The following is a 25,500-nucleotide window of genomic DNA, read 5'->3' as shown; positions in this document are numbered from 1 at the left end:
TTTTTTAAATGCAGATAGGTCAGAACGACCAGCGCAGATTAGCGTTAACCGAGTTGACGCGGGTATCCGCACCATATTGCCCCTGATAACCCAAATCCAGCGTCGCAGCACGCGACAGCTGTACGCTCACGCCGATATCACCCACCATCACGTCCTCATCCACGGCCTGACCCTGAGTAATGAACGCGTCGCTGCCCGCAAACGCCATGCGCGAAGAGGTATTCTTATCGCCATAGGCGTGCTGCCAGCCCAACGAACCGTAGAGGTTAACGTTCTTCGGCAACTCGGTCACACCGCGCACACCGAGGGTGGAATAGAAGGTGTTCATCGTTTCGTTACGCACGCTCAGCGCGGCGGCACCGCCGTCTTCCCTGAAGCTGTCGGTATGCAGCCGAATGTACGATAAATTGACGAACGGCTCGATATTCATATCAGGCTGGCCGAAACGGTAGCCCGCTTCGGTGAACGCCAGCAGCGAGTTGGCGTCGTAATCCGATTTCAGCCGATCCGAGAAGCCGCTGAAATCAACATTGCGCTCGCCTTCGATCTTGTGCCAGGTGTAGCCCAGCGCGCCGCGAAGGGAGAACGCATCCTGTTGACCGGCGGCATACAGGCCAAGGTGGTAGTTGTCGGTATCCGTTGAGGAGCGACGGCTGTCGACGTCGTAATCGCCCCGGCTGTAGCCGAAGTAGCCGCCGACACGCACGTTATGGTCCGCGAGCTTGCGATCGGCCCCAAGCAGAAAGCCGGTGGTATTACCGTCCAGCTTGCCCACGTTACCGTCGCCGCTGTTTCGGCTCCAGGAGCTGAAGGTCTGGCCCCAGACGCCATTGTTTTGCGGCTCCGGCTGCTGCACCAGCGACATCGCTAACGGTGGTATCGGCAGACTGTCGTTATCAAACTCGCGCTGCATTCGCTGGTTTAACACGTTAAACACCTGCGTGCTGCCGGCGATCAGGTTGGACTGTACTGACGGATAAACTTCACCGGACAGCTGGTTGAACGCCTCGCGCGCTTCCGGCGCGCTCAGCACCAGCAGCGAGTTGTACAGCGCCAGCGACGGGCCGCTTTGCGTCAGCGTGGAGAGCGCGCCGGCGGTATTCCACTGGTTGCTGCTATTGGCGACGGTCTGGAAAATCCCCGGTTTGCCGCTGCCCGGATTCTCACCGCCAGGGTTTTCTCCCCCCGGGTTCTCACCGCCTGGATTCTCGCCGCCAGGGTTTCCTCCCCCCGGGTTTTCGCCTCCAGGATTCTCGCCGCCGGTCTCTTTCTGTGCGATGGTCAGATCGACGGCGTTAGTGCTCTGGTTGAGCGCCACGTCCAGGAAGGCGGATTTGGAAATCGCCCCCGCGAACTGACCGTCAATTCCCCCGTCGGAGGTTAAAATGCGGTAGCTTTGGCCCGTTTTGTAGCTGGTTTGCGGATCCAGCGCGGTGACCTGGACTTGAGCCCGATCGCTGATGGTCGTTTTGCCCGCTACCAGCAACTGGTCGCTGCGGCCATCACCAGCGATATCGACGTCATAGAAAGACTCACCCACAAAATTCAGATAACGCTTCAGCGTCAGCGTGCCGATATCGCCATCCCCTGGTGAAATATGCCCGCCGGACAGGATCTCGGTCTGGCCCAGCGTGCCGTTCCCCCCCAGCGTACCGCCGGCCTTGATTGACGCGGCGCTGCTGTAGCCCAGCCCGTTGCTAACGTCGGTTCCCGCCGTCGCGTTGAGGATCAGCGTCCCGCCGTTCTCGGCGCTAAGGGTCTGAATATCAAAAATATCGTCTTCTGGCTGAGTGTTGATGTTGCTGGCAATAATGACTTTACCACCTCGCGCGGTCACGTTCGCCTGAAGGGCTGAAAGATCGCCGTTCAGCGTTGTCTGCCCGGAGGTATTGATTACCTCACCTTCGCCGCTCATCTTGTTGCTGAAGACGTAATTTCCATCGGTATGGTTGAAGTAGACATAGCTGCCGAACAGCCCGCCGCGCAGGCTGATTGCCGTATTCGCATCGAGAGTACCTGCGCCGCCCGCTGTGCCAAGCGTTGGCTCAGTTAAACCGGTGCCGGTGTCCATGTTGCCGCGGCTGCCGATGATGAGTGCACCCCGATTCGAACCGGAACCCGAAGTTCCCACGATCAGCGCATTGCTGCCAGCGGAAAATGAACCGCCGTCAATCACAGACAGCACGCCATTGCCGTAATCGCCCACGCTCACGCTGCTGCCGCTGGTAAAGCGCGAGTCTTTGCCCGCAATAACCAGCTCGGCGGTTTTACCTGCCCCGGAGACGCCCGCCACCTGCACGCTGCCAACGTTAACCGCACCGCCGTTCAGCACGTCCAGGTCGCCATAAAGCGTTAACGTACGGCCAACATTCCACTGTGAGCCGCTCCCCGTGACGGTGGCTTTCGGGCTCAGCGTGTCGGTTTCACCCGGCCCGGTACCGTTGCCGATGCGCGCATCGTAGGCGGTACTGAGCGCCGCGCCGTCCTCAACCGCCAGCGTGGAGCGTGCGCCCAGATCGGTGCCTACGCTAAGAAAATTACTGGTCACGCGTGAGCCGGTGCCCGTGGCGATAAGGTGGCTGTCGTAGCCGCGGGTAGTGCCGACAACAATCTCTTTTGCGCTGGCCAACGCACCCTCTTCGACTCGCAGGGTGCCGAGGCCAAGATTCAGGTCGCCGCGCAGGACATACTGATCGTTCACCGCGTTAAGCTCGGCGTTTGGCCCACGGACCGTGACCACGCTTTCATAAATTTGGCCGTCGAACAGCCGGCCGATGTTGATGTTATAGGCGGTGATTTTGCCATTATCGATCAGCAGGTTTCCGGGTTGATTACGTCCAACGTAAACATCTCCGGTGTAACCCAGCGTTTCGGTAATACGCGAGTCGCCATCAAAAAATGCATCGGCTGCGCGCGCGAAATCGGCAGGTGAAAGCAGTAGCAGCGGCGCGGAAAATAGAGCGAGGTAAAGTCTGGAAAGCGGCGTCTTAACCGCTAAAGAATGCGATGTAGAGTTATTCACGGGCTATCTCCGTACTCATTAGCGTGATGTCTGGAAAATCGTTTTTATATGAAAACTCAGATATGTCAGAGAATGTAAAAGGCGTTATTTATGTACGCCTTTTGATTTGGCGTTAATTATTTATGTGTGACAACAGGTGTACAGGTTGGCGCGCTCAGCGTCGGTGCTGATCCTAAAATCCCCGGCATCATCATCGATGAGCAATCGAAAATACGCCCTTTCTCCGTCGTCGCGCGATAAGACAGTTTCTGTCCTCCCAGTGCATCCGGCTGGGCGCCATTAACATTGGTCACGGTTATTTCATCCGATGAGCCCAACCCCAGCATTTTAGCGGTCTCCGCCTGCAGGAGTGGAATAGCCTGATCGGTTTTAAGCGTGGAACAACCGGCTAGCATCAACGTAACGCTTAAAAAGATTAGTGGTTTTTTCATAAATTATCCTTTATATCCAATCAGTTAATTTCACTGATTGTATTTATGTTTTGAATTACCCAAATCAGCGAATAATATATTTCCCTTTCCTAATCGATAAAACCCTCCTAAAGTAGGGTGGGTAGATAATAAATCATCCGTACACTCAGATATGCGAAGGTAAAAGGAGGATCCTTTGGGGCAGAATTATGCGTTGGTCGTTGATGACCATCCATTGGTAGCAAGCGGCATCGCCAATTTTCTGATTACACATTGCCAATTTAAGCAGGCGTACGTGGTGACGAATGAGGAGGATTGCTACCGTCAAATTAGGGATAATGGCCCGCCACGTTTGCTGGTAATCGATTTTTGGCTCTCGTCCGGAACAGCGTTGAAATTACTCAAAGAAGTTAAACAACTTTACCCACAGGTACGGCTTCTGGTGGTCAGTGGGGATGACAATAATGACATCTGGCAGAAAGTTCACGCCGCCGGGGGGCACGGTTTCGTATTGAAAAGTGAACCGCCCGAAATGTTCTCACGGGCCGTTTTTGCACTTACAGATAATTTGACCTGGTTTCCTGAGCGAAATGAATATTCCGTTGAATCGAATAATGAGAAGTTAAGTAAATTTAACTTAACGCCGCGACAAATAGACGTGTTAAATATGATTATGCGCGGCCTGCCGAATAAGCGAATCGCCGCGCAGCTTTCAATTTCTGAGCCCACGGTAAAAGAACACATCAGCAATATATTGAAAAAAATAGGTGTTAACAGTCGGGTCGAAGCCATCACGCTTCTGCATGGTAAGCGGGAATCATCAGAATGAGGTTTTTCCAGAGCTTACAGAACGATGGCATCTCTCCTCCCGCGCAGATCCGTTTACTAAACAACACCTTTATGCGGCTGGTGTTCAGCTTCAGCGCGGTGCCATTTGTCGGTATTCCTTTCGCCATCTGGATTAATTTGCTGGGCGATGAACTTGCCCCAACCATTACCTGGATAATTATTTACCTGCTATGTGCCGTGGCAATCCGAATATTGCACCGACGCTACCGGCGCGAAGTGAAAGAGCATGATGAAGCGGACGTCCTGCGCCGCTGGCTTCCGCGCATAAATAAGATTGCTTTTATTCACGGGCTGGGGATTTCATCTCTCTATTTAATTACGCCGCAGACGCAGAACTTTGACTTTTTCCTGCTACTTAATATCAGTATTGCCGCCATCGTCGCCGCCAATGCGACGCATCTGACGCCGGTCATCAGCACCTTTACGTGCTTTTTCTTCGCCTCCTGGGGGGTACTGAACCTCGGCATCATCTGGCGGCTGGACGATCTGATGTTCATTGTGCTGATGCTGAACCTGCTTTACGGCTTCGCCATTTACCGCCATGCGTTAACGTCGCACGCGTTCTTCATTCAGCAAGCGCTGCTTGAGGAAAAAAGCTCACGCCTGGCAGAACAGTTTCGTCAGGCTAAAGAGGAAGCGGAGCAGGCGCTGCTGGATAAGAATCAGTTCCTGACGACCGCCAGCCACGATCTGCGTCAGCCGGTACACGCCATGGGCTTTCTGATCGAAGCGATTATCCACCGAAACCGCGACGACAGCCTGACGCCCCAACTGCTTGACCTGCAGCAGAGCGTTCGCTCGGTGCATTTGATGTTCAATTCTCTGCTCGACCTCAGCAAGATTGAATCCGGGAACGTGCTCACTGCACCTTCCAGAGTGGACATCGGCGCTCTGCTCGACTCGGTGATCACGCTGTTTCGCGAAGAGGCCAACAGCCGCGCACTCAGGCTGTCCACCCGTCGGCCCAAACGCCGCATCCACGTGATGGGCGATCCGCTGCTGGTGCGACAATCGCTGATTAACCTGATTCAAAACGCCCTTCGCTACACGCAGCAGGGCGGCGTGCTGGTCGCCATCCGACCGCGCGGTGACGAGTGTCTGGTGGAGGTGTGGGACACGGGGGTCGGTATCGCCGATGACGAGAAAGGTAAAATCTTCTCTCCCTACTACCGCCCCGAGCTGGCCTGGAAGATCGACAGCGCCGGACACGGGCTGGGTCTGGCCGTGGTTGCCCGCTGTGCAAAACTGATGAAGGTAAAGTACGGGATGCAATCTATTGAAGGTAAAGGCTCACGCTTCTGGATGCGCTTCACTCAATATTCTGGAGAAGAGATCGCGCCGGACATCCCGCCCGCCGATGACAGCACCGCCGCGCAGGTACGCTATGCGCCGCTGCGCGGTTCCTGCCTGGTCGTCGATGACGACCCGCTGGTGACGTCTGCCTGGGAGAGCCTGATGCGCATCTGGGGGATCAACGTGCGCTGTGCGGCCTCCGCTGAAGAAGCGTTCGCCATAATCGACGACGGCTTCACGCCGTTCGCCGTGCTGTGCGATCAGCGTCTGCGATCCGGCGAAAGCGGCTTCGACATCCTGAAAGCGCTTTTTGAACGTCTGCCGGACATGAGCGGCGCGATGGTTAGCGGCGAATTTAACTCGCCGGTTCTGCTGGCGGCGGAGCAGGAAGGGTACCTGGTGCTGCGCAAGCCTCTGGAGCCGGCTAAATTGTATGCGCTACTGACGCAGTGGTCCGGGTGTCGTTAAGGGAATTTAGAAGTGTTGATTCTGGCGGGCTTAGAATGCAAAAACGGACCTCCGTGGAGGTCCGTTAATATGAATTTGGTGCCCGGACTCGGAATCGAACCAAGGACACGGGGATTTTCAATCCCCTGCTCTACCGACTGAGCTATCCGGGCAACGGGGCGCATTAAACCCGATCTGCCCGTTGCCGTCAACGAAAAATGTTGTTTTCGTTACAGACTGCGCAATCTCTCGCCATTTCGCCGTACTCTTAAGCGAAAAAGTGCGTCCAAAGCGCGGAAAGCGGCATGGCGAGCAGCAGGGCGGGCAGCATATTCACCACCGCAAACATCTTGATCCCGCAGATGCGCAGCCCGGTTGCCAGCAGCAGCAGACCGCCGACGGCGGTGAAGTCCGCCATCATCGCCGGTGTGGTCAGCGGGAGAATCAAGGTGGCGCAGGTGGCAAGCGCTAGCTGGATTAGCAGCATCGGGACGCAAATCGCCGCCACGGCAATGCCGAGCGTAGTGGCGAAAATGGTGGCGGTGAAGAAATCAAGAAACGCCTTCGCAATTAATATGCTTGGGTCGCCCGTCATCCCTTCCTGCATCGAACCGAAAATCCCGGTGCCGCTGGCACAAAACAGAATAATGATGGCGACGTAGTTCTGAATAAACGACTCGTGCGTGCCGTGCTTCGCCTTGCCCGGTCGGGCTATCAGGTTTTTGGCTTTGCCTACCGCATTATTGATGCCTTTTTCCAGATAGCAAAACTCGCCAATCAGCGCGCCGAGCAGGGTGGCCAGCACCATGACGGGCAGGTTGGCACATTTGATCACTAAAAGGATGCCGATGCCTAAGGATGCCAGGCCGAATATCGAGGGCATGGATGAGCGGATACGCTCCGGCAGCCGCTGACTCAACACTGCGCCCAGTACGCCGCCCAGCAATACGGCTCCGGCGTTAATAAATGGCCCGATAACCACGGTTAACTCCTGTTATTTACTCATTGATATTGCATTATTATGACACGTCAGGGCTTCGCGGGCCTTAGCTTTGGGTGGTTTCGTGCATACTGATTCCTTCTTGCACCTCAAAATAAAAGGTGACATTATTGCGCGAATTTTCTCCTCCCTGTCTCACCGCCCGGTGAGGGTAACTGCGCCTATGAAAACCATGAAAATTGCCGTCAGCCGCGAGCTGGTCTCCGCCGTCTCTACGCACCGTGAAAAGGTGACGCTGGACAGCACCGATTTTACCGATGTGGCGGCCGTCGTCATTACTTCAGCTGAGAGTCGCAGCGGCATTCTTGCACTGCTGAAACGCACGGGCTTTCATTTACCGGTGTTTATTTTTTCGCAGGAGCCAACGGACGTACCTGACGGCGCCACCGCGATCATCTCGGGTAAAGCTCAGGAGTTCCTGGAACTGGAGAGTGCTGCCTGCCGTTACGAAGAGGATCTGCTGCCGCCCTTTTTTGACACCCTGAGCCAGTATGTTGAGATGGGCAACAGCACCTTCGCCTGTCCGGGCCACCAGCACGGGGCATTTTTCAAAAAACACCCGGCAGGGCGACAGTTCTATGATTTCTTCGGTGAGAACGTGTTTCGCGCCGACATGTGCAACGCCGATGTGAAGCTGGGCGATCTGCTGATCCACGAAGGCTCCGCCAAGCACGCGCAAAAGTTCGCGGCGAAAGTGTTCAACGCGGACAAAACCTACTTTGTGCTAAACGGCACGTCGGCGGCCAACAAGGTGGTGACCAACGCGCTGCTGACCCGCGGCGACCTGGTGCTGTTCGACCGCAATAACCATAAGTCTAACCACCACGGCGCGCTGATTCAGGCGGGCGCGACGCCGGTTTATCTGGAAGCGGCACGCAATCCGTTTGGCTTTATCGGCGGGATTGACGAGCACTGCTTTGATGACGCGTATCTTCGGGACCTGATCCGCGAGGCTGCGCCGGAGAAGGCCAACGAGGCGCGTCCATTCCGCCTGGCGATCATTCAGCTTGGCACCTACGATGGGACGATCTACAACGCTCGTCAGGTGATCGACAAGATCGGCCATCTGTGTGACTACATTCTCTTTGACTCCGCCTGGGTAGGTTACGAGCAGTTTATTCCGATGATGGCGGAAACGTCCCCGCTCTTGCTGGAGCTGAACGAGAACGATCCGGGTATTTTCGTGACACAGTCGGTGCACAAACAGCAGGCCGGGTTCTCGCAAACGTCACAGATCCATAAAAAGGATAACCACATTCGCGGCCAGGCGCGCTTCTGCCCGCACAAGCGGCTGAACAATGCCTTTATGCTGCATGCCTCCACCAGCCCGTTTTATCCGCTGTTCGCTGCGCTCGACGTGAACGCCAAAATCCACGAAGGGGAGAGTGGACGCAGGCTGTGGGCGGAGTGCGTTGAGCTGGGCATTGAGGCGCGCAAGGCGATCATTGCCAACTGTCATATGATCAAACCGTTTATCCCGCCGGTGGTGGCGGGGCGGCCGTGGCAGGATCATCCGACTCACGCTATCGCCAGTGAGCTTCGCTTCTTCAGCTTCGAGCCGGGGGCCAAATGGCACGGGTTTGAGGGCTATGCCCGCGAGCAGTACTTTGTCGACCCTTGCAAACTGCTGCTGACCACGCCGGGCATTGATGCTGAAACCGGGGAGTACACTGATTTCGGGATCCCGGCGACGATTCTGGCGCACTACCTGCGCGAAAACGGCATCGTGCCGGAGAAGTGCGACCTCAACTCGATCCTGTTCCTGCTGACGCCTGCCGAAAGCAGCGAGAAGCTGGCGCAGCTGGTGGCGATGCTGGGCCAGTTTGAACAGCATATTGAAGACGACACGCCGCTGGCGGACGTGCTGCCGACGATCTTCCAGAAATACCCGGTTCGCTACCGGGATTACACCCTTCGCCAGCTGTGCCAGGAGATGCACGATCTCTACGTCAGCTTTGACGTGAAAGATCTGCAGAAGGCGATGTTCCGCAAGGAGAGCCTGCCTGAGGTGGTAATGAACCCGCAGGATGCAAACCGGGCCTATATTCGCGGCGAGGTGGAGCTGGTTCGCATTCGGGATGCAGCAGGGCGCATTGCTGCTGAAGGGGCGCTGCCCTATCCGCCAGGCGTACTGTGCGTGGTGCCGGGTGAGGTCTGGGGCGGAGCGGTACAGCGTTACTTCCTGGCGCTGGAGGAGGGCATCAACCTGCTGCCGGGCTTCTCGCCGGAATTGCAGGGCGTGTACAGCGAGAAGGATGCCGACGGGATCAAGCGGCTGTATGGGTATGTATTGAAGTAGGCCCCCTCACCCTAACCCTCTCCCCAAAGGGGAGAGGGGATGGTACGGAGCCGTCTTTTCACCCTCTCCCCTCTGGGGAGAGGGCCGGGGTGAGGGGTAGGGTTTCATCAAACCGCACTACGCTTGTACATCCTCCTCGGGTGCCCAATCTTGCCGTACAGCATCTCCACCGTCAGAAAACCCGCCTCCACGCAGTGTTCCAGATAGCGTCGGGTGGTAGTTTTACTTAACCCCGTTTCGCTCACCACTTCATCTACCGAAAAGCAGTGGGTAGCCTTGTCGTTAAACAGCGCCTGCACCCGCGCCAGCGTATTTTCCTCAATGCCTTTGCTGCCGTTGTCCAGACGGTAGTTTTTCGCCTGTAGCTGATACAGAGAATCGACGTTTTGCTGGTCGACAATCTTCCAGACCCGCTGCTGTTCGGCAAACTGCACAAACCGCTCCAGCGACTGGCTGAGCCGCTTCCAGGAGACCGGCTTGAGGATATAGTCGAACGCGCCGTTGCGAATCGCCTGGCTGCAGGTGTCCATATCGCTGGCGGCGGTGATGAAAATCACCGAGCAGTTGGCGCGGGCCAGCATCGGGTTGCTGATAAGGGTGATGCCTTTGCCGTCCGGCAGATAGTTATCAAGCAGCATCAACTGCGGCTGTTTACTCTCAAGCTGAACCTGCGCATCGGCCAGCGACGAGGCAATCCCGACCAGCCTCAGGCGCGGATGTTTGCTTATCAGCTCCGCGTGCAGCTGTGCCAGTTCGTTCTCGTCTTCAACAATCAGTACGTCGATAAGTTCATGTTGCATAGTCGGTATCTTCCAGTTGCCGGGCGGTTCCCATGGCCGGGATAAACAGTGAGAAAATGGCACCGCGCGGCGTGTTATCGGCAACTTCTATTGTGCCGCCAGCCTGCGTCACGTAGCTTTCGATCAGATACAGCCCAATCCCGTGATCGCCGCGCGTTTTGGTGGTGATGCCGCGTTCAAAGATTCGGTCACGGATCGCCGGTGTAATGCCAACGCCCTGGTCGGCGACTTCAATAATGAGCTCTTGTTCGCTGAGTTTTATCAGTACCTCCACCGGTGCATGGGGAAGCGGCGACCGCTGCGTCGCTTCGATGGCGTTATCCAGCAGGTTGCCAATAATCGAAATCAGCTCTTGTTCCCCCAGCGGCAGGAACGGTTTGTCCAGCCGACAGGCCGGGTCGAAACTCAGCTCGACGCCTTTCTCCCGCGCGCGGGCGGCTTTGCCCAGCAGCAGGCCGCACAGGGTGGGGGAGCTGAAGCGCGAAGAGATAAAGTCCAGCAGCTCCTGAGCATGCTCCGACTGCGCCTGAATGTAGCCAATCGCCTCTTCATAGCGGCCCATATGCAGCAGGCCGGACAGGGTGGTCATCCGGTTTAACTGCTCATGACGCATGATGCGCAGGTTATCGACGTAGCGTTTCACCTGGCTGAGCTGGGCGCTTAGCGAGTCGATCTCGTTGCGATCGCGGAAGGTGATCACCCAGCCCTGCAGCGATCCCTCAAGCATAATGTGTACCCGGCTGGCAATGACCGTGAGATCGTTAAAGCGGCAAATTTCGTCATGGGTATCTTTCGCCAGCATCGTCTGCGTGTCGAAGAACGGGACCGGATCGATCACCTGGCTTATCAGCTGCCCGCGCAGCTCGCGCGCCGGCTGGCTCAGGCCCAGCAGCTTGCGCGCCGCCTGGTTGATCACCTCTATCCGCCGTTCGTTATCAATAGCGATCACGCCTTCGTAGATGGATTCCATCAGCGCCTTCTGCTGGCGCACCAGCAGACCGATCTCGCGCGGCTCCAGGGAGAAGATCTGCTTCTTAATGCTGCGGGTAAAGAACCAGGAGAAGATAAAGAGAGCGATCAGCAGCAGCACGGCAGCAATGAGGATATTGACCACTTTACTGACGGTAATGGTATCCAGGTAGCTGGTGAGATAGCCTACCGAGACAATGCCAACCACCTGCCCGGCGTCGTTGAAGATGGGGGCTTTACTGCGCAACGAAATGCCCAGCCCGCCTTTACGAATGGTTGTCGTGCTCTTCCCCTGCAGCACGGCTTCATTGTCGCCGCCAACCAGCGTCGTGCCCACCCTGTCGGCAAAAACGGAATGAAAAAGATGCCGTCCCGTATTATCGCCAATGACAATAAAGCTGGCGTCGCTGTGGGCAGCAATTTTCTGCATAAAATCATGGATAGCGTTGATATCTTTTTGTTCAACTTCATTGCGCAATGACGGAATAAGTGCAATCTCTTCTGCCTGTATTTTAGCGCGCGCGCTCATTTCCTGATAAAGCTGCTTTCCTACATCGGCATAATAATATCCGCCCAGCAGCGCAAAAAGCACTGAGAAAAAGGCAACCAGCGAAATAAACAGCTTAATCTGGAAAGAGACTTTCATAACTATCACGCAAGGTGGCGGCAAAGATCGTCAATATATCATCTTTTTTCATGCGGATGCCCGCTTTACGGGAAACTTGTGATCCCTTGCACAGCAGGGGCTGTAAATGATTTATCCTGAAGGCTTATGTACTTCATGCCGCTAAGTTAAATGTTATTTGCTTGTTCAATTCAGAAAAGAAACCATAAAAACCACGCTAATAAATAAGGCATAAATCACATTAAATAAAAGAAACCATTAAAACCATAGCTGCCATTAAAACTTCGCTTTTAATATGCCATCCCTCACATAAAGTAAGCCTTTGTGACTCTAAGCTGAACGGACAAAATAACTAAGGGGCTTATTATGAGCACAACTGACGATTCCTTCTCTGTTACCCACGACCCGATTGAAATTCAGCGGCCTTCGCTCAAGGAGCGCTGGTGGCATATTATGGATACCTGGAAAATTGGGATTATTCCTCTGCCGCTGTTCGTTCTGGCGGGCGCGCTGATTGCGATTGACTGCCTGGGCGGAAAACTGCCGAGCGATATCGTGGTGATGGTGGCAACGCTGGCCTTCTTCGGCTTTGCCTGCGGCGAGTTTGGCAAACGCCTGCCGATTGTCGGCAAGCTCGGTGCGGCGGCGATTTGCGCCACCTTTATCCCTTCCGCGCTGGTCCATTACGGCCTGCTGCCGGACGTGGTGGTCGAGTCCACCACCAGGTTCTACAAATCCACCAACATTCTCTATCTCTACATCTGCTGCATTATCGTCGGCAGCATCATGAGCATGAACCGCACGGTGCTGATTCAGGGCTTCCTGCGCATCTTCTTCCCGATGCTGTGTGGCGAGATCGTCGGCATGCTGGTGGGGATGGGCGTCGGCCTGGCGCTGGGCCTTGAGCCGTTCCAGATCTTCTTCTTTATCATTCTGCCGATTATGGCGGGCGGTGTCGGGGAAGGGGCGATCCCGCTCTCCATCGGCTACGCCACCCTGCTGCACATGGACCAGGGCGTGGCGCTGGGCCGCGTGCTGCCGATGGTGATGCTTGGCGGTCTGACGGCAATCATTATCTCCGGCTGTCTGAACCAGCTTGGTAAGCGCTACCCGCACCTGACCGGTGAAGGCCAGCTGATGCCTAACCGCGCGAATGCCGATGCCACCGTCTCTCAGCCTGCGTTTTCCGGCAAAGCGGACGTCACCACCATCGCCTCCGGCGCGCTGCTGGCGGTGCTGCTCTACATGCTGGGGATGCTCGGCCACAAGCTGATTGGCCTGCCAGCCCCGGTCGGCATGCTGTTTATGGCGGTACTGGTGAAGCTCTGCAACGGCGCCTCTCCGCGCCTGCTGGAAGGCTCTCAGGTGGTGTACAAATTCTTCCAGACCTCCGTGACCTACCCAATCCTCTTCGCCGTCGGCGTGGCCATCACCCCATGGCATGAACTGGTGGCCGCCTTCACGCTGACCAACCTGCTGGTGATTATCAGCACCGTCTCCGCGCTGGTGGCGACCGGCTTCTTCGTCGGCAAAAAGATTGGTATGCACCCGATTGATGTCGCCATCGTCTCGTGCTGCCAGAGCGGCCAGGGCGGTACCGGCGACGTGGCGATCCTGACCGCAGGCAACCGCATGAGCCTGATGCCCTTCGCCCAGATTGCTACCCGTATCGGCGGGGCGATTAACGTCTCCATCTCTCTGCTGATTCTGGGCAACTTCCTCGTTTAAGTTTTCAGGAAAGAACAATGAAACTCGCAAGCTTTTTATACCAGGGAAAACGCAGCTACGGCATCGTCCAGGCCGACGGCGTGATTGATTTGGGCCGCCGTCTGGGCGACCGCTACAGCGACCTCAAGGCGCTGCTGCAGGGCAACGGGCTGGCGCAGGCCACCCGTTACCTGAACGATGTGGTGGACGTGCCGCTGAGCGCCATCACCTTCTTACCGGTGATTGTGCAGCCGGAAAAGATCCTCTGCGTGGGCATGAACTACGCCGACAAGCGCAAGGAGTTTGACCAGCATAACCCGGCCCCGACGCTGTTTGTCCGCTTCCCGGATTCACAGACCGGCCACAACGAGCCGGTGCTGAAGCCGCGACACTCCAGTGAATTCGACTACGAAGGCGAGCTGGCGGTGATCATCGGCAAAGGCGGGGAGAACATCAGCCGCGACGACGCCCTGCGCCACGTGGCGGGCTACAGCTGCTATATGGACGGCTCCGCCCGCGACTGGCAGCACACCTGGTTTACCGCCGGTAAAAACTGGCGTCAGACCGGCGCGTTTGGCCCGTGGATGGCGACGGCGGATGAGATCCCGGATCCGCATCAGCTGGCGATCCGCACCTGGCTGAACGGCCGCATGGTGCAGGAGGACAACACCAGCAGCATGATCCACAAGGTGGCAGAGCTGATCGAGTACATCAGCACCTTTACCCGCTTAAGCCCGGGTGATGTGATCATCACCGGCTCCCCTGGCGGCGTGGGTAAAAAGCGTAACCCGCCGCTGTTTATGAAAGAGGGCGATCGCATTGAGGTGGAGATCGAGCATATCGGTCATCTGAGCAACGTGATTGTGGAAGCGCCAGCCGTCGGGCTTGCGGCAGCACATTAATTAAGGCGGCAGCATGCACTCGCGACCCATCGATTTTCGCCACACCGTTGTGGCGAAACACCCGGAACGCTTAAGCCAGATCCGCTACCTGCTGGCAGACAGCGGCCTTGGCCTGGACAACGACATCACGCTGTTCGTCGAAGCCTGGTCCGGCGCGCAGCTGGTGGGTTGCGCAGGGCTTGCCGCCAACGTCATCAAATGCGTGGCGGTCAACGAGCAGCTTCGCGGCGAGAACCTCAGCGCGCGGCTGCTGGCTGAGGTGGAAAATGCGGCGCTGGAGCGCGGCCATTTCCACCTCTTCCTCTGCACCCGTCCGTGCAACCGGGAGCGCTTTGCCCGCAGCGGCTTCTGGCCGATTGCCCAAAGCGGGAACAACGCGGTGCTGATGGAGAACACCCCGCAGGGGATCGAACGCTACTGTCGTTCCCTGCGCGCAAAGCGCAGGTGCGGGGAGAACATTGGCGCGATAGTGATGAACGCCAATCCGTTCACCCTCGGCCACCGCCATCTGGTGGAGCAGGCGGCGGGGCAGTGCGATGCCCTGCACCTGTTCGTGGTGCGTGAAGACGCCTCGTTCTTCCCGTTTAGCGCCCGTCTTGAGATGGTGCGGGCGGGCGTGGCGCATCTGCCGAACGTGGTGGTCCATGAAGGCTCGCAGTACATCATCTCCCGAGCCACCTTCCCGGCCTACTTCCTGAAGGAGACCGGCAAAGTGCAGCAGGCGTGGAGTGAGATCGACGTGCTGATCTTCCGGGACTTCATCGCCCCGGCGCTCGGCATCACGCACCGCTTCATCGGCTCGGAGCCGTTCTGCGATATCACCCGCCAGTACAACCAGACGCTGCACGACCTGCTGGCCTCGCATATCGACGTGGTGGAAATGCCGCGCATCAAGGTCACCGGCAACGCCATTTCGGCGTCTGAAGTGCGCCGCTTACTGAAGACACAGCAGTTTTCCCGGATCCGGGAGATTGTCCCGGACTCCACCTTCGCGCATCTCGAAACGCATTACCGTGCGAGTGCGGAAGTCGCTTAACTACCAGGAATTTATCATGAAAATTGTAAGGGAGGCGCTGGCCGGAACGCAGGAGTCCAGCGACCTGATGGTGAAAATCGCTCCCGCTCACGGCGAGCTGGAGATAGTCATCCACAGTGAAGTGATTAAGCAGTTCGGTGAGCAAATTCGCCAGGTGGTCAACGACACGTTGCGCGCCATGAACGTGCACCAGGGATTAATCATTATTGAAGACAAAGGGGCGCTGGACTGCGTGATCCGCGCCCGCCTGCAGAGCGCGCTGATGCGCGCTGCCGACGAGCAGGTCATCAACTGGGGGGCGCTGAAATGAGCAAACTCCGCCGCAGCATGCTGTTCCTGCCGGGCGCCAACGCCGCCATGCTCTCCACCGCCTTTATCTACCGCCCCGATTCCATCATGTTTGATCTTGAGGACGCCGTGGCCCTGCGCGAGAAGGACACCGCGCGCATGCTGGTGTTCCACGCCCTGCAGCACCCGATGTATCAGGATATCGAAACCGTGGTGCGCATTAACCCGCTCAGCACGCCGTTTGGCCTGCTGGATCTGGAGGCCGCCGTGCGCGCGGGCGTGGACGTGATCCGCCTGCCGAAAACCGACACCCCGGACGATATCTACGAGCTGGAAGGCCATCTTGAGCGCATTGAGCGGGAGTGCGGCCGCGAGGTTGGCTCCACCCGAGTGATGGCGGCGATTGAATCGGCCATTGGCGTCATCAACGCCGTGGCGATTGCCCGTAGCTCTCCGCGCTTAATCGGCATCGCGCTGGCCGCCTTTGACTACGTGATGGACATGCAGACCGAGCGAGGCGACGGCACCGAGCTGTTCTACGCCCGCTGCGCCGTGCTGCACGCCGCCCGCGCCGCGGGCATCGACGCCTTCGACGTGGTGTGGTCAGACGTTAACGACGAGGCCGGGTTCCTGCGCGAGGTGGATCTGATCCGCAAGATGGGCTTTAACGGCAAATCGCTGATTAACCCGCGCCAGATTGATCTGCTGCACAACGCCTATGCCCCGACGCAGGAAGAGGTGGATCACGCCAGAAGGGTGATTGAGGCGGCAGAAGAGGGCGAGCGTAACGGCCTGGGCGTGGTGTCGCTCAACGGCAAAATGGTGGATGCACCGATTATTAACCACGCGCAGGTGGTGCTGGAGCGCGCGGCGGCCTCCGGCGTGCGTCGGTAAGGATGAGATAATGAATCAGACAGAACTTCTCCACGTGAATTTCCCCCATCTGCGGGACTTAAAACCCTTTGATAACGCCCACAGCGCCACGCCGTGGCTGGCGGACTGCGACGCGAAACACAGCCGCAAGCTCTGCGCCTCTGTTGAAGAGGCGGTTAAGCGCAGCGGCCTGCAGGACGGGATGACCATCTCCTTCCACCACGCGTTTCGCGAAGGCGACCGGGTGATCAACACCGTCGTGGCGCTGCTGGCGCGAATGGGCTTTAAAAACCTGACGCTGGCCTCCAGCTCCCTGATGACCTGCAACGACGCGCTGATCGAGCATATCGAAAGCGGCGTCATCACCCGAATTTACACCTCAGGCATGCGCGGCAGGCTGGCGGACGCCATCTCCCACGGGCTGATGGACGAGCCGGTGCAGATTCACTCCCACGGCGGGCGCGTGAAGCTGCTCCAGGACGGCGAGCTGAATATCGACGTAGCGTTTCTCGGCGTCCCGTGCAGCGATGAGTTTGGCAACGCCAACGGCACGCACGGCAAATCGTGCTGTGGGTCCCTGGGCTACGCGATGGTGGACGCGCACTTTGCCCGCAGGGTGGTACTGCTCACCGAAGAACTGGTGCCGTTCCCCAATATGCCTGCCAGCCTGGTGCAGGACCAGGTGGACTACATCGTGCAGGTAGAGAGCGTGGGCGACCCGGCGAAAATCAGCGTCGGCGCGGCGCGCGTCACCAGCAACCCCCGCGAGCTGATGATCGCTCGCTATGCGGCGGACGTGATTGAACACTCCGGCTACTTCAAACCGGGCTTCTCGATGCAGACCGGCTCCGGCGCGGCGGCGACCGCCTGCACCCGCTTTATGGAAGAGAAGATGGAGCGCAGCGGCGTGAAGGCGCGCTTTGCGCTCGGCGGCATCACCGGCAGCCTGGTGGATCTGCACGAGAAGGGGCTCATTGAAAAGCTGCTCGATACCCAGTGCTTTGACGGCCAGGCGGCGGCCTCGCTGGCGCGCAACCCGAACCACGTGGAGATCTCCACCAACGTCTACGCCAACCCCGGCAGCAAGGCGGCAAGCTGCGACCAGCTCGACGTGGTGATCCTCAGTGCCCTCGAAATTGACGTCGATTTCAACGTTAACGTCATCACCGGCTCCGACGGCGTGATGCGCGGCGCGTCTGGCGGGCACTGCGACGTGGCCGCCGCGGCGAACCTGACCATCGTCGTCGCGCCGCTGCTGCGCAGCCGCATTCCGACGGTCGTGAAGCGGGTCACCACGCGCCTCACGCCGGGTGAGAGCATCGACGTGCTGGTCACCGATCACGGTATTGCGGTCAACCCGGCGCGCCCGGAGATCCGCGAGCGGCTGCTGGACGCCGGGCTGAAGGTTGTGGACATCAGCGCGCTCTACGAGCGGGCGATTTCCCTGACCGGCGTACCGAAACCGATTGAGTTTACCGACAAAATCGTCGGGGTGATCCGCTACCGCGACGGCAGCGTGATCGACACTGTTCGACAGGTAAAGGAGTGAATATGACCATTGCGACACCCGTGCGGACGGGTGTCAGCCTGGACGAACTGCTGGCGGCGAAAGAGCGCCGCGCAGCCCGTCAGGCTGACTGGCTCACGCACTATCAACAGCCGGTGATTTCCCTCACGCTGGTCACGCCAGGGGAAATTAAAGACAGCCTGCGCTATCGCAATACCATGGGCGTGGCGCTGCAGATGTGCGACCAGCTGCTGTGGGAAAACCGCTGGCAGGTGCTGGACCGCCAGGTACTGTGGCTCCCGACCGGGCCTGAGGCCATCTGGTGCGTGGCCCATCCGGCGACGGAAATCAAAGCGCACTGTGCGGAGCTGGAGCAGATGCACCCGCTCGGCAGGCTGTGGGATCTGGACGTGATCTGTCCTCAGCACGGCCACGTCGGGCGTCAGTCGCTGGGGGCAAATCTCAGGCGCTGCCTCATCTGCGACGAGCCCGCCCACGCCTGCTCTCGTTCGCGCAATCACCCCGTTGAGCAGGTGGTTTCCCGCGTGGAGAAGATGATAGATGACTGGTTTGCTCGCGACTAAACCGCGCCCGGCTGACGTGCCCGCGCTTGCCGAAGCGGCGCTGTGGCAGGAGCTGGAGCTGACGCCCAAGCCGGGGCTGGTGGACAAGCTCAATAACGGCTCCCATCGCGATATGGACCACGTGTTGTTCGTCCGCAGCATTGCGGCGATTGCGCCGTGGTTTTCGCGTTTTACCGAGCTGGGCAACTCGCATGCGGATAAACCTGCTGGCGAGCAGCTACGGATCCTCCGCCCGATGGGGATGGCCTGCGAGCAGGCGATGTATGCTGCGACGAACGGAGTAAACACCCACAAGGGCGGGATTTTTGCCCTGGGTTTACTGTGCTTCGCCGCCGGACGTGTGAAAAATATCTCGGCAGACAGCCTCTGCTGTGAGGTAAGTAACATCTGCCGCGGGCTGGTGTCGCGGGAGCTGGCCGCGCGCAGCGGACGGGCGACGGCGGGCGAGCGGCAGTTTCAGCAGTACGGCTTAACCGGCGCGCGCGGTGAGGCCGAAAGCGGCTTTGCAACGGCGCGTAGGGCGCTGGCGCAGTGGAACGGACAGTCGCTTCACGGCCTGCTGTTACGCCTGATGGCGATAAATCAGGACAGCAACCTCGTTTCGCGCGGCGGCATTGAGGGGCTGCGCTACGTTCAGGGCTATGCGCGGGAACTGCTGGCAAACGGCTGGGATCGCGAGGCGTTGCTTAAGATGGATAAGGCATTGATTGAACGCAATCTGAGCCCGGGCGGCAGCGCGGATTTGCTGTCGGTGGGGTGGGTGTTGTCTGCAATAAAATAGCCGGGTGGCAGCTTCGCCTTACCCGGCCTACGGTCTGGTTTTGCAGGCCCGGTAAGCGAAGCCGCCACCGGGCACAACAATCAATGCGCGATCGGCTGCGCACCGTGCGGTTCACGCACGTGCTTGTACTTGAACAGCGCGATGAACGCGAAGAACAGCACCAGCGAGTACGCGGCGAAGATCAGCCACACAGGCTGCCAGTCGGTGATGCCGTTGGTGGTGTACATCTCCACCACTTTACCGCTCACTACGCCGCCCAGAATACAGCCGAAGCCGTTGGTCATCATCAGGAACATGCCCTGCGCGCTGGCGCGGATTTCAGGCTTCACCTCTTTTTCCACAAACACCGAACCGGAGATGTTGAAGAAGTCGAAGGCGCATCCGTAAACAATCATCGACAGCACCAGCAGCACGGTGCCGAACGCGCTCGGGTCGCCGTAGGCGAACAGGCCGAAGCGCAGCATCCACGCGGCGATACTGATCAGCATGACGTTTTTGATGCCGTAGCGGCTCAGGAAGAACGGGATGGTCAGGATGAACAGCGTCTCGGAGATCTGCGAGATGGACATCATTACCGACGCGTGCTCGACGATAAAGCTCCCGGCAAACAGAGGATCGTTATCGAAGCTGTGCAGGAAGGTGTTGCCGAACATGTTGGTGATTTGCAGCTCTGCGCCCAGCAGCATGGAGAAGATAAAGAAGATCGCCATGCGTTTGTTTTTGAACAGCGCGAACGCGTCCAGGCCGAGCATGGTGCTCCAGCTCTGGTTTTTTTGCTGGTTAGAAACCGGAATGGTTGGCAACGTCAGGGTGAAGATCGCCAGCAGCACGGAGAGCGCTGCACCGATGTAGAGCTGCATATGGCTCAGTTCAAAGCCCGCGAAGCTCACGCCCCACATCGCCATGATAAAGCCGATGGTGCCCCAGATGCGGATAGGCGGGAAATCGGTGACGATATCCAGGCCGGCAGATTTCAGGCGGTAGTAGGAGATGGTGTTGATCAGCCCAAGCGTTGGCATATAGGCCAGCGAGTTAAGCAGGATCACCATAAACATCGCCCCCGGCGTGGTCACTTCGGCCGCCATAAACAGCGTCCCCGCACCCACCAGATGGCAAAGCATGTACAGCCACTTCGCGCTTAACCATTTATCCGCCACGATACCGAGCAGCGTTGGCATAAAGACAGCCGCAATACCCAGCGAGCTGTATACGGCACCGATTGACGCACCGTCGAACTTGAGCGTCACAAACATATAGGAGCCGAGTGTAGTCAGCCAGCTACCCCACAGGCAGAACTGCAGAAACGACAATATTTTAAGCTGCAGCTTAAGGTTCATGTTACTTTCCTCACAAGTGAGCGGGAGATATGTTGTTTTTGGAACATTCAGGGTTGTTATTTGATGCAATTCTATCAGTTGGCAACGATATGTTTTGTTACCTCCCGCAAAAAAATGCAATCCACATTAATTTGCAGTTTGGATTGTGATGCAAATAACGTTTTCGTATGGGTGGGGGATGGGTGCGGTTTATTCCCCTCACCCTGCCCTCTCCCCAAAGGGGAGAGGGTGTTCAAGTTCCCTCTCCCCTTTGGGGAGAGGGTTAGGGTGAGGGGGAGTTTCTAGCGGCGACGATAGTTCTTCTGCGCCGTATTCACCTTATACAGATAGCGGCGGGATTCCGCAGACGGGTGGCGAGTGGTGAGGGTTGAGTAGACATCCCCCGGTGCCATGCTGTTGATGATGTTTGCGGCCTGCACTTTGTCGTTCGAGAAGACGCGCAGCACGCTGCCCGCGCCGCCGTTGTAGGCTGTAATCACCGCATAGCGACGCGACGTCGGGTTATCGATGCCGCCAAGGTAAACATTGTTCAGCATCGCCAGGTAGGCGGTCCCGGTATCAATGTTGCTCTGCGGGTCGAACAGGTAGCTGCGGCTCGGCGTGCCGGATTTCCCCTGCGAGCGGAAGACGTCCTTACCGGCGCTGTGCTGCACAACCTGCATCAGCCCCAGCGCGTCCGAACGGCTCACCGCGTACGGGTTAAACGAGGATTCGGTCTGCATAATCGCCAGGATCAGCGACTCATCCACGCCGTACTTACGCGATGCCTGACGCACCATGCCAAGGTACTTGTGCGCACGCTTGTCGAGGTGGTTCGGGACAAGGTTGATGGTGACGCTGTAGATGATCTTCAGGCCGTTAGAGCGGCTCTTCAGGCGCGTCTGCAGCAGGTAGTCGGCAAATTTCGTGGCGCGGCCTTCCCAGCGGATCGGCTGTCCGGTCTGGTCAACTACCTGACCGTACAGGAACGGCTCTTTTGAGATGGTGATGTCGTCGGCATCGGAGTAGAGATCGATAGATCCCGGATCGTCACCCATCAGCAGGGTTTTGACGATCGCCTGACGCAGCCGTGCCGCAGGGTCAGTGCCTGCGATGGTTTCAATGGTGATCGTACCCTCATCAAAGTTGATGTGGCTACGGGTCAGATAGGCGTCGGTGTACTTAACGTAGTCCTTCGGTCCGGCAATAAGAACTTCGTTAAATCCCCATATATTCTCGATGTTGTGGGCAAACTGCCCCATCAAAATGTCAAAACCGTTGGTGTCCTTGACCCAGGCTTCGTTGTAATCATCGCCTTTTTTGGACGAACACGAGACCAGCAACGGCGCAACAAGGGCTAGCGCTAAAAGTTTTTTCATCATTCCGGGAGTGCGTGTTGTGTTTGCTTTAACGGCGGGGTTCACCCGCACGCTGTTATTTTTCCGGCGGCGTATAGCCTTCGATGTGCACGTCTTTACCTTCGAACAGGAAGCTCACCATCTCCTGCTCCAGCAGCTTGCGGTGCTCCGGGTTCATCATGCTGAGCTTTTTCTCGTTGATCAGCATGGTCTGCTTTTTCTGCCACTGTCCCCAGGCTTCTTTGGAGATCTCGTTATAGATGCGCTTGCCCAGATCCCCCGGATAAAGCTGGAAATCCTGGCCTTCAGCGTCTCGCTGCAGGAAAGTACAAAAAATCGTTCTGGCCATACGTATTCCTCTTTTTCTTGTCGATGCTAAACCATTGCACCGGCACGTAATTGCTGTAACAGGCGCTCCACGGGAGCCGCCAGCCCGACTGATGGCGGTTGCGCTAAGTTATACCAGAGAGCGGTGCCTTCATCCATGCACGAGGTGAATGAGGACACGGGAAGCCACATCGGGACAATATCCAGATGGAAATGGCTGAAGGTATGGCGAAACGCGGTCAGCTGCGTCAGGTTATCGGCAGCAATCCCGCGCTTTTGAAGCCACTCACGCAGCAAGTCTTCATTTTCAAACTGTGGGAAGCAGTATAGACCACCCCACAGACCGCTCGGCGGACGCTGGGCAAGGAACACGTCGTCGCCGTGCTGCATCAGCAGCATATAGGCCGTGCGCTCCGGCAGCGTCTGTTTGGGTTTCTTACCCGGATACTGCGCCCATGAATGGTTGGCGTAGGCCACGCAGAGGTTGTTTACCGGGCAGAGTTCACACTTAGGTTTTGAACGCGTGCAGACCATTGCGCCGAGATCCATCATCGCCTGGTTGAAACGCTCGACGCCGTTGGCCGGGGTGACCGTTTCACTTATTTCCCAAAGACGTTTCTCAACGTCCTTCTTACCCGGCCAGCCGTCGACGGCATAACAGCGGGCCAGCACGCGCTTCACGTTGCCGTCGAGGATCGGGAAATGCTTGCCTAAAGACAGGGAGAGAATGGCGCCCGCGGTTGAACGCCCGACGCCGGGTAAGTCCGCCACCTCGTCGAAGGTTTCCGGGAATTTGCCGTTGTGGCGCGTCGCGACCTGCTGTGCGGCCTTGTGCAGGTTACGCGCCCGGGCGTAGTAGCCAAGACCGGTCCACAGGTGCAGCACCTCGTCCAGCGGGGCGTTGGCCAGATCGGTCACCGTCGGGAAGCGCGCCATAAAACGCTCGAAGTAAGGGATCACCGTGGCGACCTGCGTTTGTTGCAACATCACCTCGGAGAGCCATACTTTGTACGGCGTTTTTTCAATTTGCCAGGGCAGGGTTTTACGCCCGTATTTGTCGTACCAGTCCAGCACCTGGGCTGAAAATTGAGAGGCTTGCATGGTCATCGATTCGCATAATCAGGGACGCAGATTGCAGCACAGCGTCAATCTGCTGTAAACCGGATCTTTCCCATGCTTGCATAGAAGCCTTAACTTTGGATAATGCCCGTTTCCCGAACATTCTCACAAGCAGACAACTCTTTTATGAAAAACGACGTCATTTCACCGGAATTTGATGAAAACGGTCGCCCGCTGCGCCGTATTCGCAGCTTTGTCCGCCGTCAGGGCCGCCTGACAAAAGGGCAGCAACATGCGCTGGATAACTACTGGCCGGTGATGGGCGTTGAGTTCAGCGAGCAGCCTCTGGACTTTGCCGAGCTGTTTGGTCGCGACGCGCCCGTCACGCTGGAGATCGGCTTTGGGATGGGCGCCTCGCTGGTGACCATGGCGAAGGCGCGTCCTGAGCAGAACTTCCTCGGTATTGAGGTGCACTCCCCGGGCGTGGGCGCCTGTCTCGCAACCGCCCATGAAGAGGGCGTTGAGAACCTGCGCGTCATGTGTCACGACGCGGTGGAAGTGCTGCATAAAATGATTCCTGACAATTCTTTAACCATGGTTCAGCTCTTTTTCCCTGACCCGTGGCACAAAGCACGTCATAATAAACGCCGTATCGTTCAGGCACCGTTTGCTGAGCTGGTAAAAAGCAAGCTCAAACTGGGCGGTGTCTTCCATATGGCGACCGACTGGGAACCTTATGCGGAACATATGCTGGAAGTGATGTCATCGCTGGATGGGTATAAAAACCAGTCTGCGAGCAGCGACTATGTACCGCGTCCGGACTCGCGTCCGGTAACGAAATTTGAACAGCGTGGCCATCGTCTTGGTCACGGTGTATGGGACTTAATGTTCGAGAGGGTGAAATAATGGCAAAGAATCGTAGCCGTCGTCTGCGTAAAAAGATGCATATCGAAGAATTCCAAGAAGTGGGCTTCTCCGTTGCGTGGCGTTTCCCGGAAGGCACCAGTGTAGAACAGATCGATCAGGACGTTGACGCGTTCATCAATGACGTGATTGAGCCAAACAAGCTGGCCTTCGACGGTAGCGGTTACCTGGCATGGGAAGGTCTGATCTGCACCCAGGAAGTGGGTAAATGCACCGAAGAACATCAGGCGCTGGTACGTAAATGGCTTGAGGACCACAAGCTGGAAGATGTTCGCATCAGCGAACTTTTCGACGTTTGGTGGGACTAATAAAGCAGTAAGGGGCCAGCATTAGCTGGCCCATTTTGTCTGAGGGAGTGTTTAAGATGCGCAAAACGTTGCTGGCTGTTGCTTTGATGGCAACCGGATTCACCGCCCATGCGGATTATCAATGTAGCGTCACCCCGCGTGATGACGTGGTGTTAAGCCCGCAAACCGTGCAGGTCAAAGGCGAAAACGGCAATCTGGTGATTACGCCGGAAGGGAACGTCACCTTTAACGGCAAACAGTACACCCTGACTGCCGCACAGCGCGAGCAGGCGAAAGACTACCAGGCCGATTTGCGTACCGCGCTGCCGTGGATTAATGAAGGCGCGCTGAGGCGCGTAGAGAAAAGCCGCGTCGCGCTGGATAAAATCATCACCAAAGAGGTGGGGGAGAGCAGCAACATGCGCACCCGCCTGACGAAGCTCGATAAGCAGCTTAAAGAGCAGATGAACCGCATTATCGAGACGCGCACCGACGGTCTGACGTTCCACTACAAGGCGATCGATCAGGTCCGCGCTGACGGGCAGCAGCTGGTGAATCAGGCGATGGGCGGCATCCTGCAGGACAGCATCAATGAGATGGGGGCGAAAGCCGTGCTGAAAGGCGGCGGTAACCCGCTGCAGGGCGTGCTGGGCAGCCTGGGCGGTTTGCAGACCTCGATTCAGAACGAGTGGAAGAACCAGGAAGATGATTTCCAGCAGTTCGGCAAAGACGTGTGTAAACGCGTGGTGTCGCTGGAAGACAGCCGGAAGGCGCTGGTGGGGACGCTGAAGTAATTTACTTCACCCCTCACCCTAACCCTCTCCCCAAAGGGGCGAG

At 57.5% G+C, this 25,500-nt stretch carries 23 protein-coding genes and 1 tRNA gene; 14 read left to right on the top strand and 10 right to left on the bottom strand.

What is annotated here, in order from left to right; all coding sequences use genetic code 11:
• Positions 1–19 precede the first annotated feature (19 nt).
• A complete protein-coding gene (locus tag ACR42C_RS18985; protein WP_479984442.1) occupies positions 20–3,022 on the bottom strand; it encodes an autotransporter outer membrane beta-barrel domain-containing protein in 3,003 nt (1,000 codons plus the stop codon).
• 116 nt (positions 3,023–3,138) lie between these two features.
• The gene (locus ACR42C_RS18980; RefSeq protein ID WP_028014394.1) at positions 3,139–3,453 is read right to left on the bottom strand and encodes a lipoprotein; all 315 of its coding nucleotides are present in this window, start codon (positions 3,451–3,453) and stop codon (positions 3,139–3,141) included.
• Positions 3,454–3,628: 175 nt separating this feature from the next.
• Between ACR42C_RS18980 and ACR42C_RS18975 the strand changes: the two genes are divergently transcribed.
• Positions 3,629–4,261, top strand: a complete 633-nt coding sequence (locus tag ACR42C_RS18975) for a LuxR C-terminal-related transcriptional regulator (RefSeq protein ID WP_316379949.1) — start codon at positions 3,629–3,631, stop codon at positions 4,259–4,261.
• Positions 4,258–6,042: a hybrid sensor histidine kinase/response regulator gene (locus ACR42C_RS18970; RefSeq protein ID WP_316379950.1), complete on the top strand. Its 1,785-nt coding sequence runs from the start codon at positions 4,258–4,260 to the stop codon at positions 6,040–6,042. The genes ACR42C_RS18975 and ACR42C_RS18970 overlap by 4 nt, the downstream gene beginning before the upstream one ends.
• Before the next feature lie 76 nt (positions 6,043–6,118).
• On the opposite strand, the gene ACR42C_RS18965 is transcribed toward ACR42C_RS18970, so the two are convergent.
• Both ACR42C_RS18965 and ACR42C_RS18960 read right to left on the bottom strand, forming a co-directional pair.
• Positions 6,119–6,194 (bottom strand) — tRNA-Phe (locus ACR42C_RS18965).
• 95 nt (positions 6,195–6,289) lie between these two features.
• Positions 6,290–7,003, bottom strand: a complete 714-nt coding sequence (locus tag ACR42C_RS18960) for a DUF554 domain-containing protein (RefSeq protein ID WP_116341998.1) — start codon at positions 7,001–7,003, stop codon at positions 6,290–6,292.
• A gap of 181 nt (positions 7,004–7,184) precedes the next feature.
• Between ACR42C_RS18960 and ACR42C_RS18955 the strand changes: the two genes are divergently transcribed.
• Positions 7,185–9,320: an ornithine decarboxylase gene (locus ACR42C_RS18955; RefSeq protein WP_320719860.1), complete on the top strand. Its 2,136-nt coding sequence runs from the start codon at positions 7,185–7,187 to the stop codon at positions 9,318–9,320.
• 107 nt (positions 9,321–9,427) lie between these two features.
• Here ACR42C_RS18955 and ACR42C_RS18950 read toward each other — a convergent pair whose 3' ends face one another.
• On the bottom strand, positions 9,428–10,120 hold the full coding sequence (locus ACR42C_RS18950) for a response regulator (RefSeq protein WP_163329660.1): 693 nt from the start codon (positions 10,118–10,120) through the stop codon (positions 9,428–9,430).
• The gene (locus tag ACR42C_RS18945; RefSeq protein WP_479984441.1) at positions 10,110–11,735 is read right to left on the bottom strand and encodes an ATP-binding protein; all 1,626 of its coding nucleotides are present in this window, start codon (positions 11,733–11,735) and stop codon (positions 10,110–10,112) included. The genes ACR42C_RS18950 and ACR42C_RS18945 overlap by 11 nt, the downstream gene beginning before the upstream one ends.
• A gap of 345 nt (positions 11,736–12,080) precedes the next feature.
• Here ACR42C_RS18945 and ACR42C_RS18940 point away from each other — a divergent pair, with 345 nt between their 5' ends.
• The 8 genes from ACR42C_RS18940 to citG are packed head-to-tail and all read left to right on the top strand — an operon-like array spanning position 12,081 to position 19,392.
• The gene (locus tag ACR42C_RS18940) at positions 12,081–13,442 is read left to right on the top strand and encodes a 2-hydroxycarboxylate transporter family protein (protein WP_479984440.1); all 1,362 of its coding nucleotides are present in this window, start codon (positions 12,081–12,083) and stop codon (positions 13,440–13,442) included.
• 17 nt (positions 13,443–13,459) lie between these two features.
• A complete protein-coding gene (locus tag ACR42C_RS18935; RefSeq protein WP_116341988.1) occupies positions 13,460–14,323 on the top strand; it encodes a fumarylacetoacetate hydrolase family protein in 864 nt (287 codons plus the stop codon).
• A gap of 13 nt (positions 14,324–14,336) precedes the next feature.
• A complete protein-coding gene (gene citC / locus ACR42C_RS18930; RefSeq protein WP_479984439.1) occupies positions 14,337–15,359 on the top strand; it encodes a [citrate (pro-3S)-lyase] ligase in 1,023 nt (340 codons plus the stop codon).
• 16 nt (positions 15,360–15,375) lie between these two features.
• Positions 15,376–15,669 (top strand): citrate lyase acyl carrier protein, encoded by a 294-nt coding sequence (gene citD, locus ACR42C_RS18925; RefSeq protein ID WP_116341984.1) that lies wholly within the window; start codon positions 15,376–15,378, stop codon positions 15,667–15,669.
• Entirely contained in the window at positions 15,666–16,541 is an 876-nt protein-coding gene (gene citE / locus ACR42C_RS18920) for a citrate (pro-3S)-lyase subunit beta (RefSeq protein WP_029740740.1), read from the top strand. The genes citD and citE overlap by 4 nt, the downstream gene beginning before the upstream one ends.
• 10 nt (positions 16,542–16,551) lie before the next feature.
• Positions 16,552–18,069, top strand: a complete 1,518-nt coding sequence (citF, locus tag ACR42C_RS18915; protein WP_479984438.1) for a citrate lyase subunit alpha — start codon at positions 16,552–16,554, stop codon at positions 18,067–18,069.
• Positions 18,070–18,071: 2 nt separating this feature from the next.
• A complete protein-coding gene (gene citX, locus ACR42C_RS18910; RefSeq protein ID WP_116341978.1) occupies positions 18,072–18,611 on the top strand; it encodes a citrate lyase holo-[acyl-carrier protein] synthase in 540 nt (179 codons plus the stop codon).
• Entirely contained in the window at positions 18,589–19,392 is an 804-nt protein-coding gene (citG, locus tag ACR42C_RS18905; protein ID WP_479984437.1) for a triphosphoribosyl-dephospho-CoA synthase CitG, read from the top strand. The genes citX and citG overlap by 23 nt, the downstream gene beginning before the upstream one ends.
• 80 nt (positions 19,393–19,472) lie before the next feature.
• Here citG and ACR42C_RS18900 read toward each other — a convergent pair whose 3' ends face one another.
• The 4 genes from ACR42C_RS18900 to mutY form a co-directional block, all read right to left on the bottom strand.
• Positions 19,473–20,729, bottom strand: a complete 1,257-nt coding sequence (locus ACR42C_RS18900) for a nucleoside permease (RefSeq protein WP_116341974.1) — start codon at positions 20,727–20,729, stop codon at positions 19,473–19,475.
• Between the two features lie 281 nt (positions 20,730–21,010).
• Positions 21,011–22,087: a membrane-bound lytic murein transglycosylase MltC gene (gene mltC, locus ACR42C_RS18895; protein ID WP_045260773.1), complete on the bottom strand. Its 1,077-nt coding sequence runs from the start codon at positions 22,085–22,087 to the stop codon at positions 21,011–21,013.
• A 55-nt stretch (positions 22,088–22,142) separates the two neighbouring features.
• A complete protein-coding gene (locus ACR42C_RS18890) occupies positions 22,143–22,415 on the bottom strand; it encodes an oxidative damage protection protein (protein ID WP_023309138.1) in 273 nt (90 codons plus the stop codon).
• Between the two features lie 26 nt (positions 22,416–22,441).
• Complete coding sequence (gene mutY, locus ACR42C_RS18885; RefSeq protein WP_479984436.1) at positions 22,442–23,494, bottom strand: A/G-specific adenine glycosylase; 1,053 nt, start codon at positions 23,492–23,494, stop codon at positions 22,442–22,444.
• A 144-nt stretch (positions 23,495–23,638) separates the two neighbouring features.
• Between mutY and trmB the strand changes: the two genes are divergently transcribed.
• The 3 genes from trmB to ACR42C_RS18870 are packed head-to-tail and all read left to right on the top strand — an operon-like array spanning position 23,639 to position 25,457.
• Complete coding sequence (trmB, locus tag ACR42C_RS18880) at positions 23,639–24,358, top strand: tRNA (guanosine(46)-N7)-methyltransferase TrmB (RefSeq protein ID WP_233002828.1); 720 nt, start codon at positions 23,639–23,641, stop codon at positions 24,356–24,358.
• On the top strand, positions 24,358–24,684 hold the full coding sequence (locus ACR42C_RS18875) for a YggL family protein (RefSeq protein ID WP_010435485.1): 327 nt from the start codon (positions 24,358–24,360) through the stop codon (positions 24,682–24,684). The genes trmB and ACR42C_RS18875 overlap by 1 nt, the downstream gene beginning before the upstream one ends.
• A gap of 56 nt (positions 24,685–24,740) precedes the next feature.
• Entirely contained in the window at positions 24,741–25,457 is a 717-nt protein-coding gene (locus ACR42C_RS18870; protein WP_479984435.1) for a YggN family protein, read from the top strand.
• The last annotated feature ends 43 nt before the right edge of the window (positions 25,458–25,500 follow it).

The organism is Enterobacter sp. MG-EB028, assembly GCF_056673305.1.
This window is presented reverse-complemented; position numbering and strand designations above follow the sequence as displayed.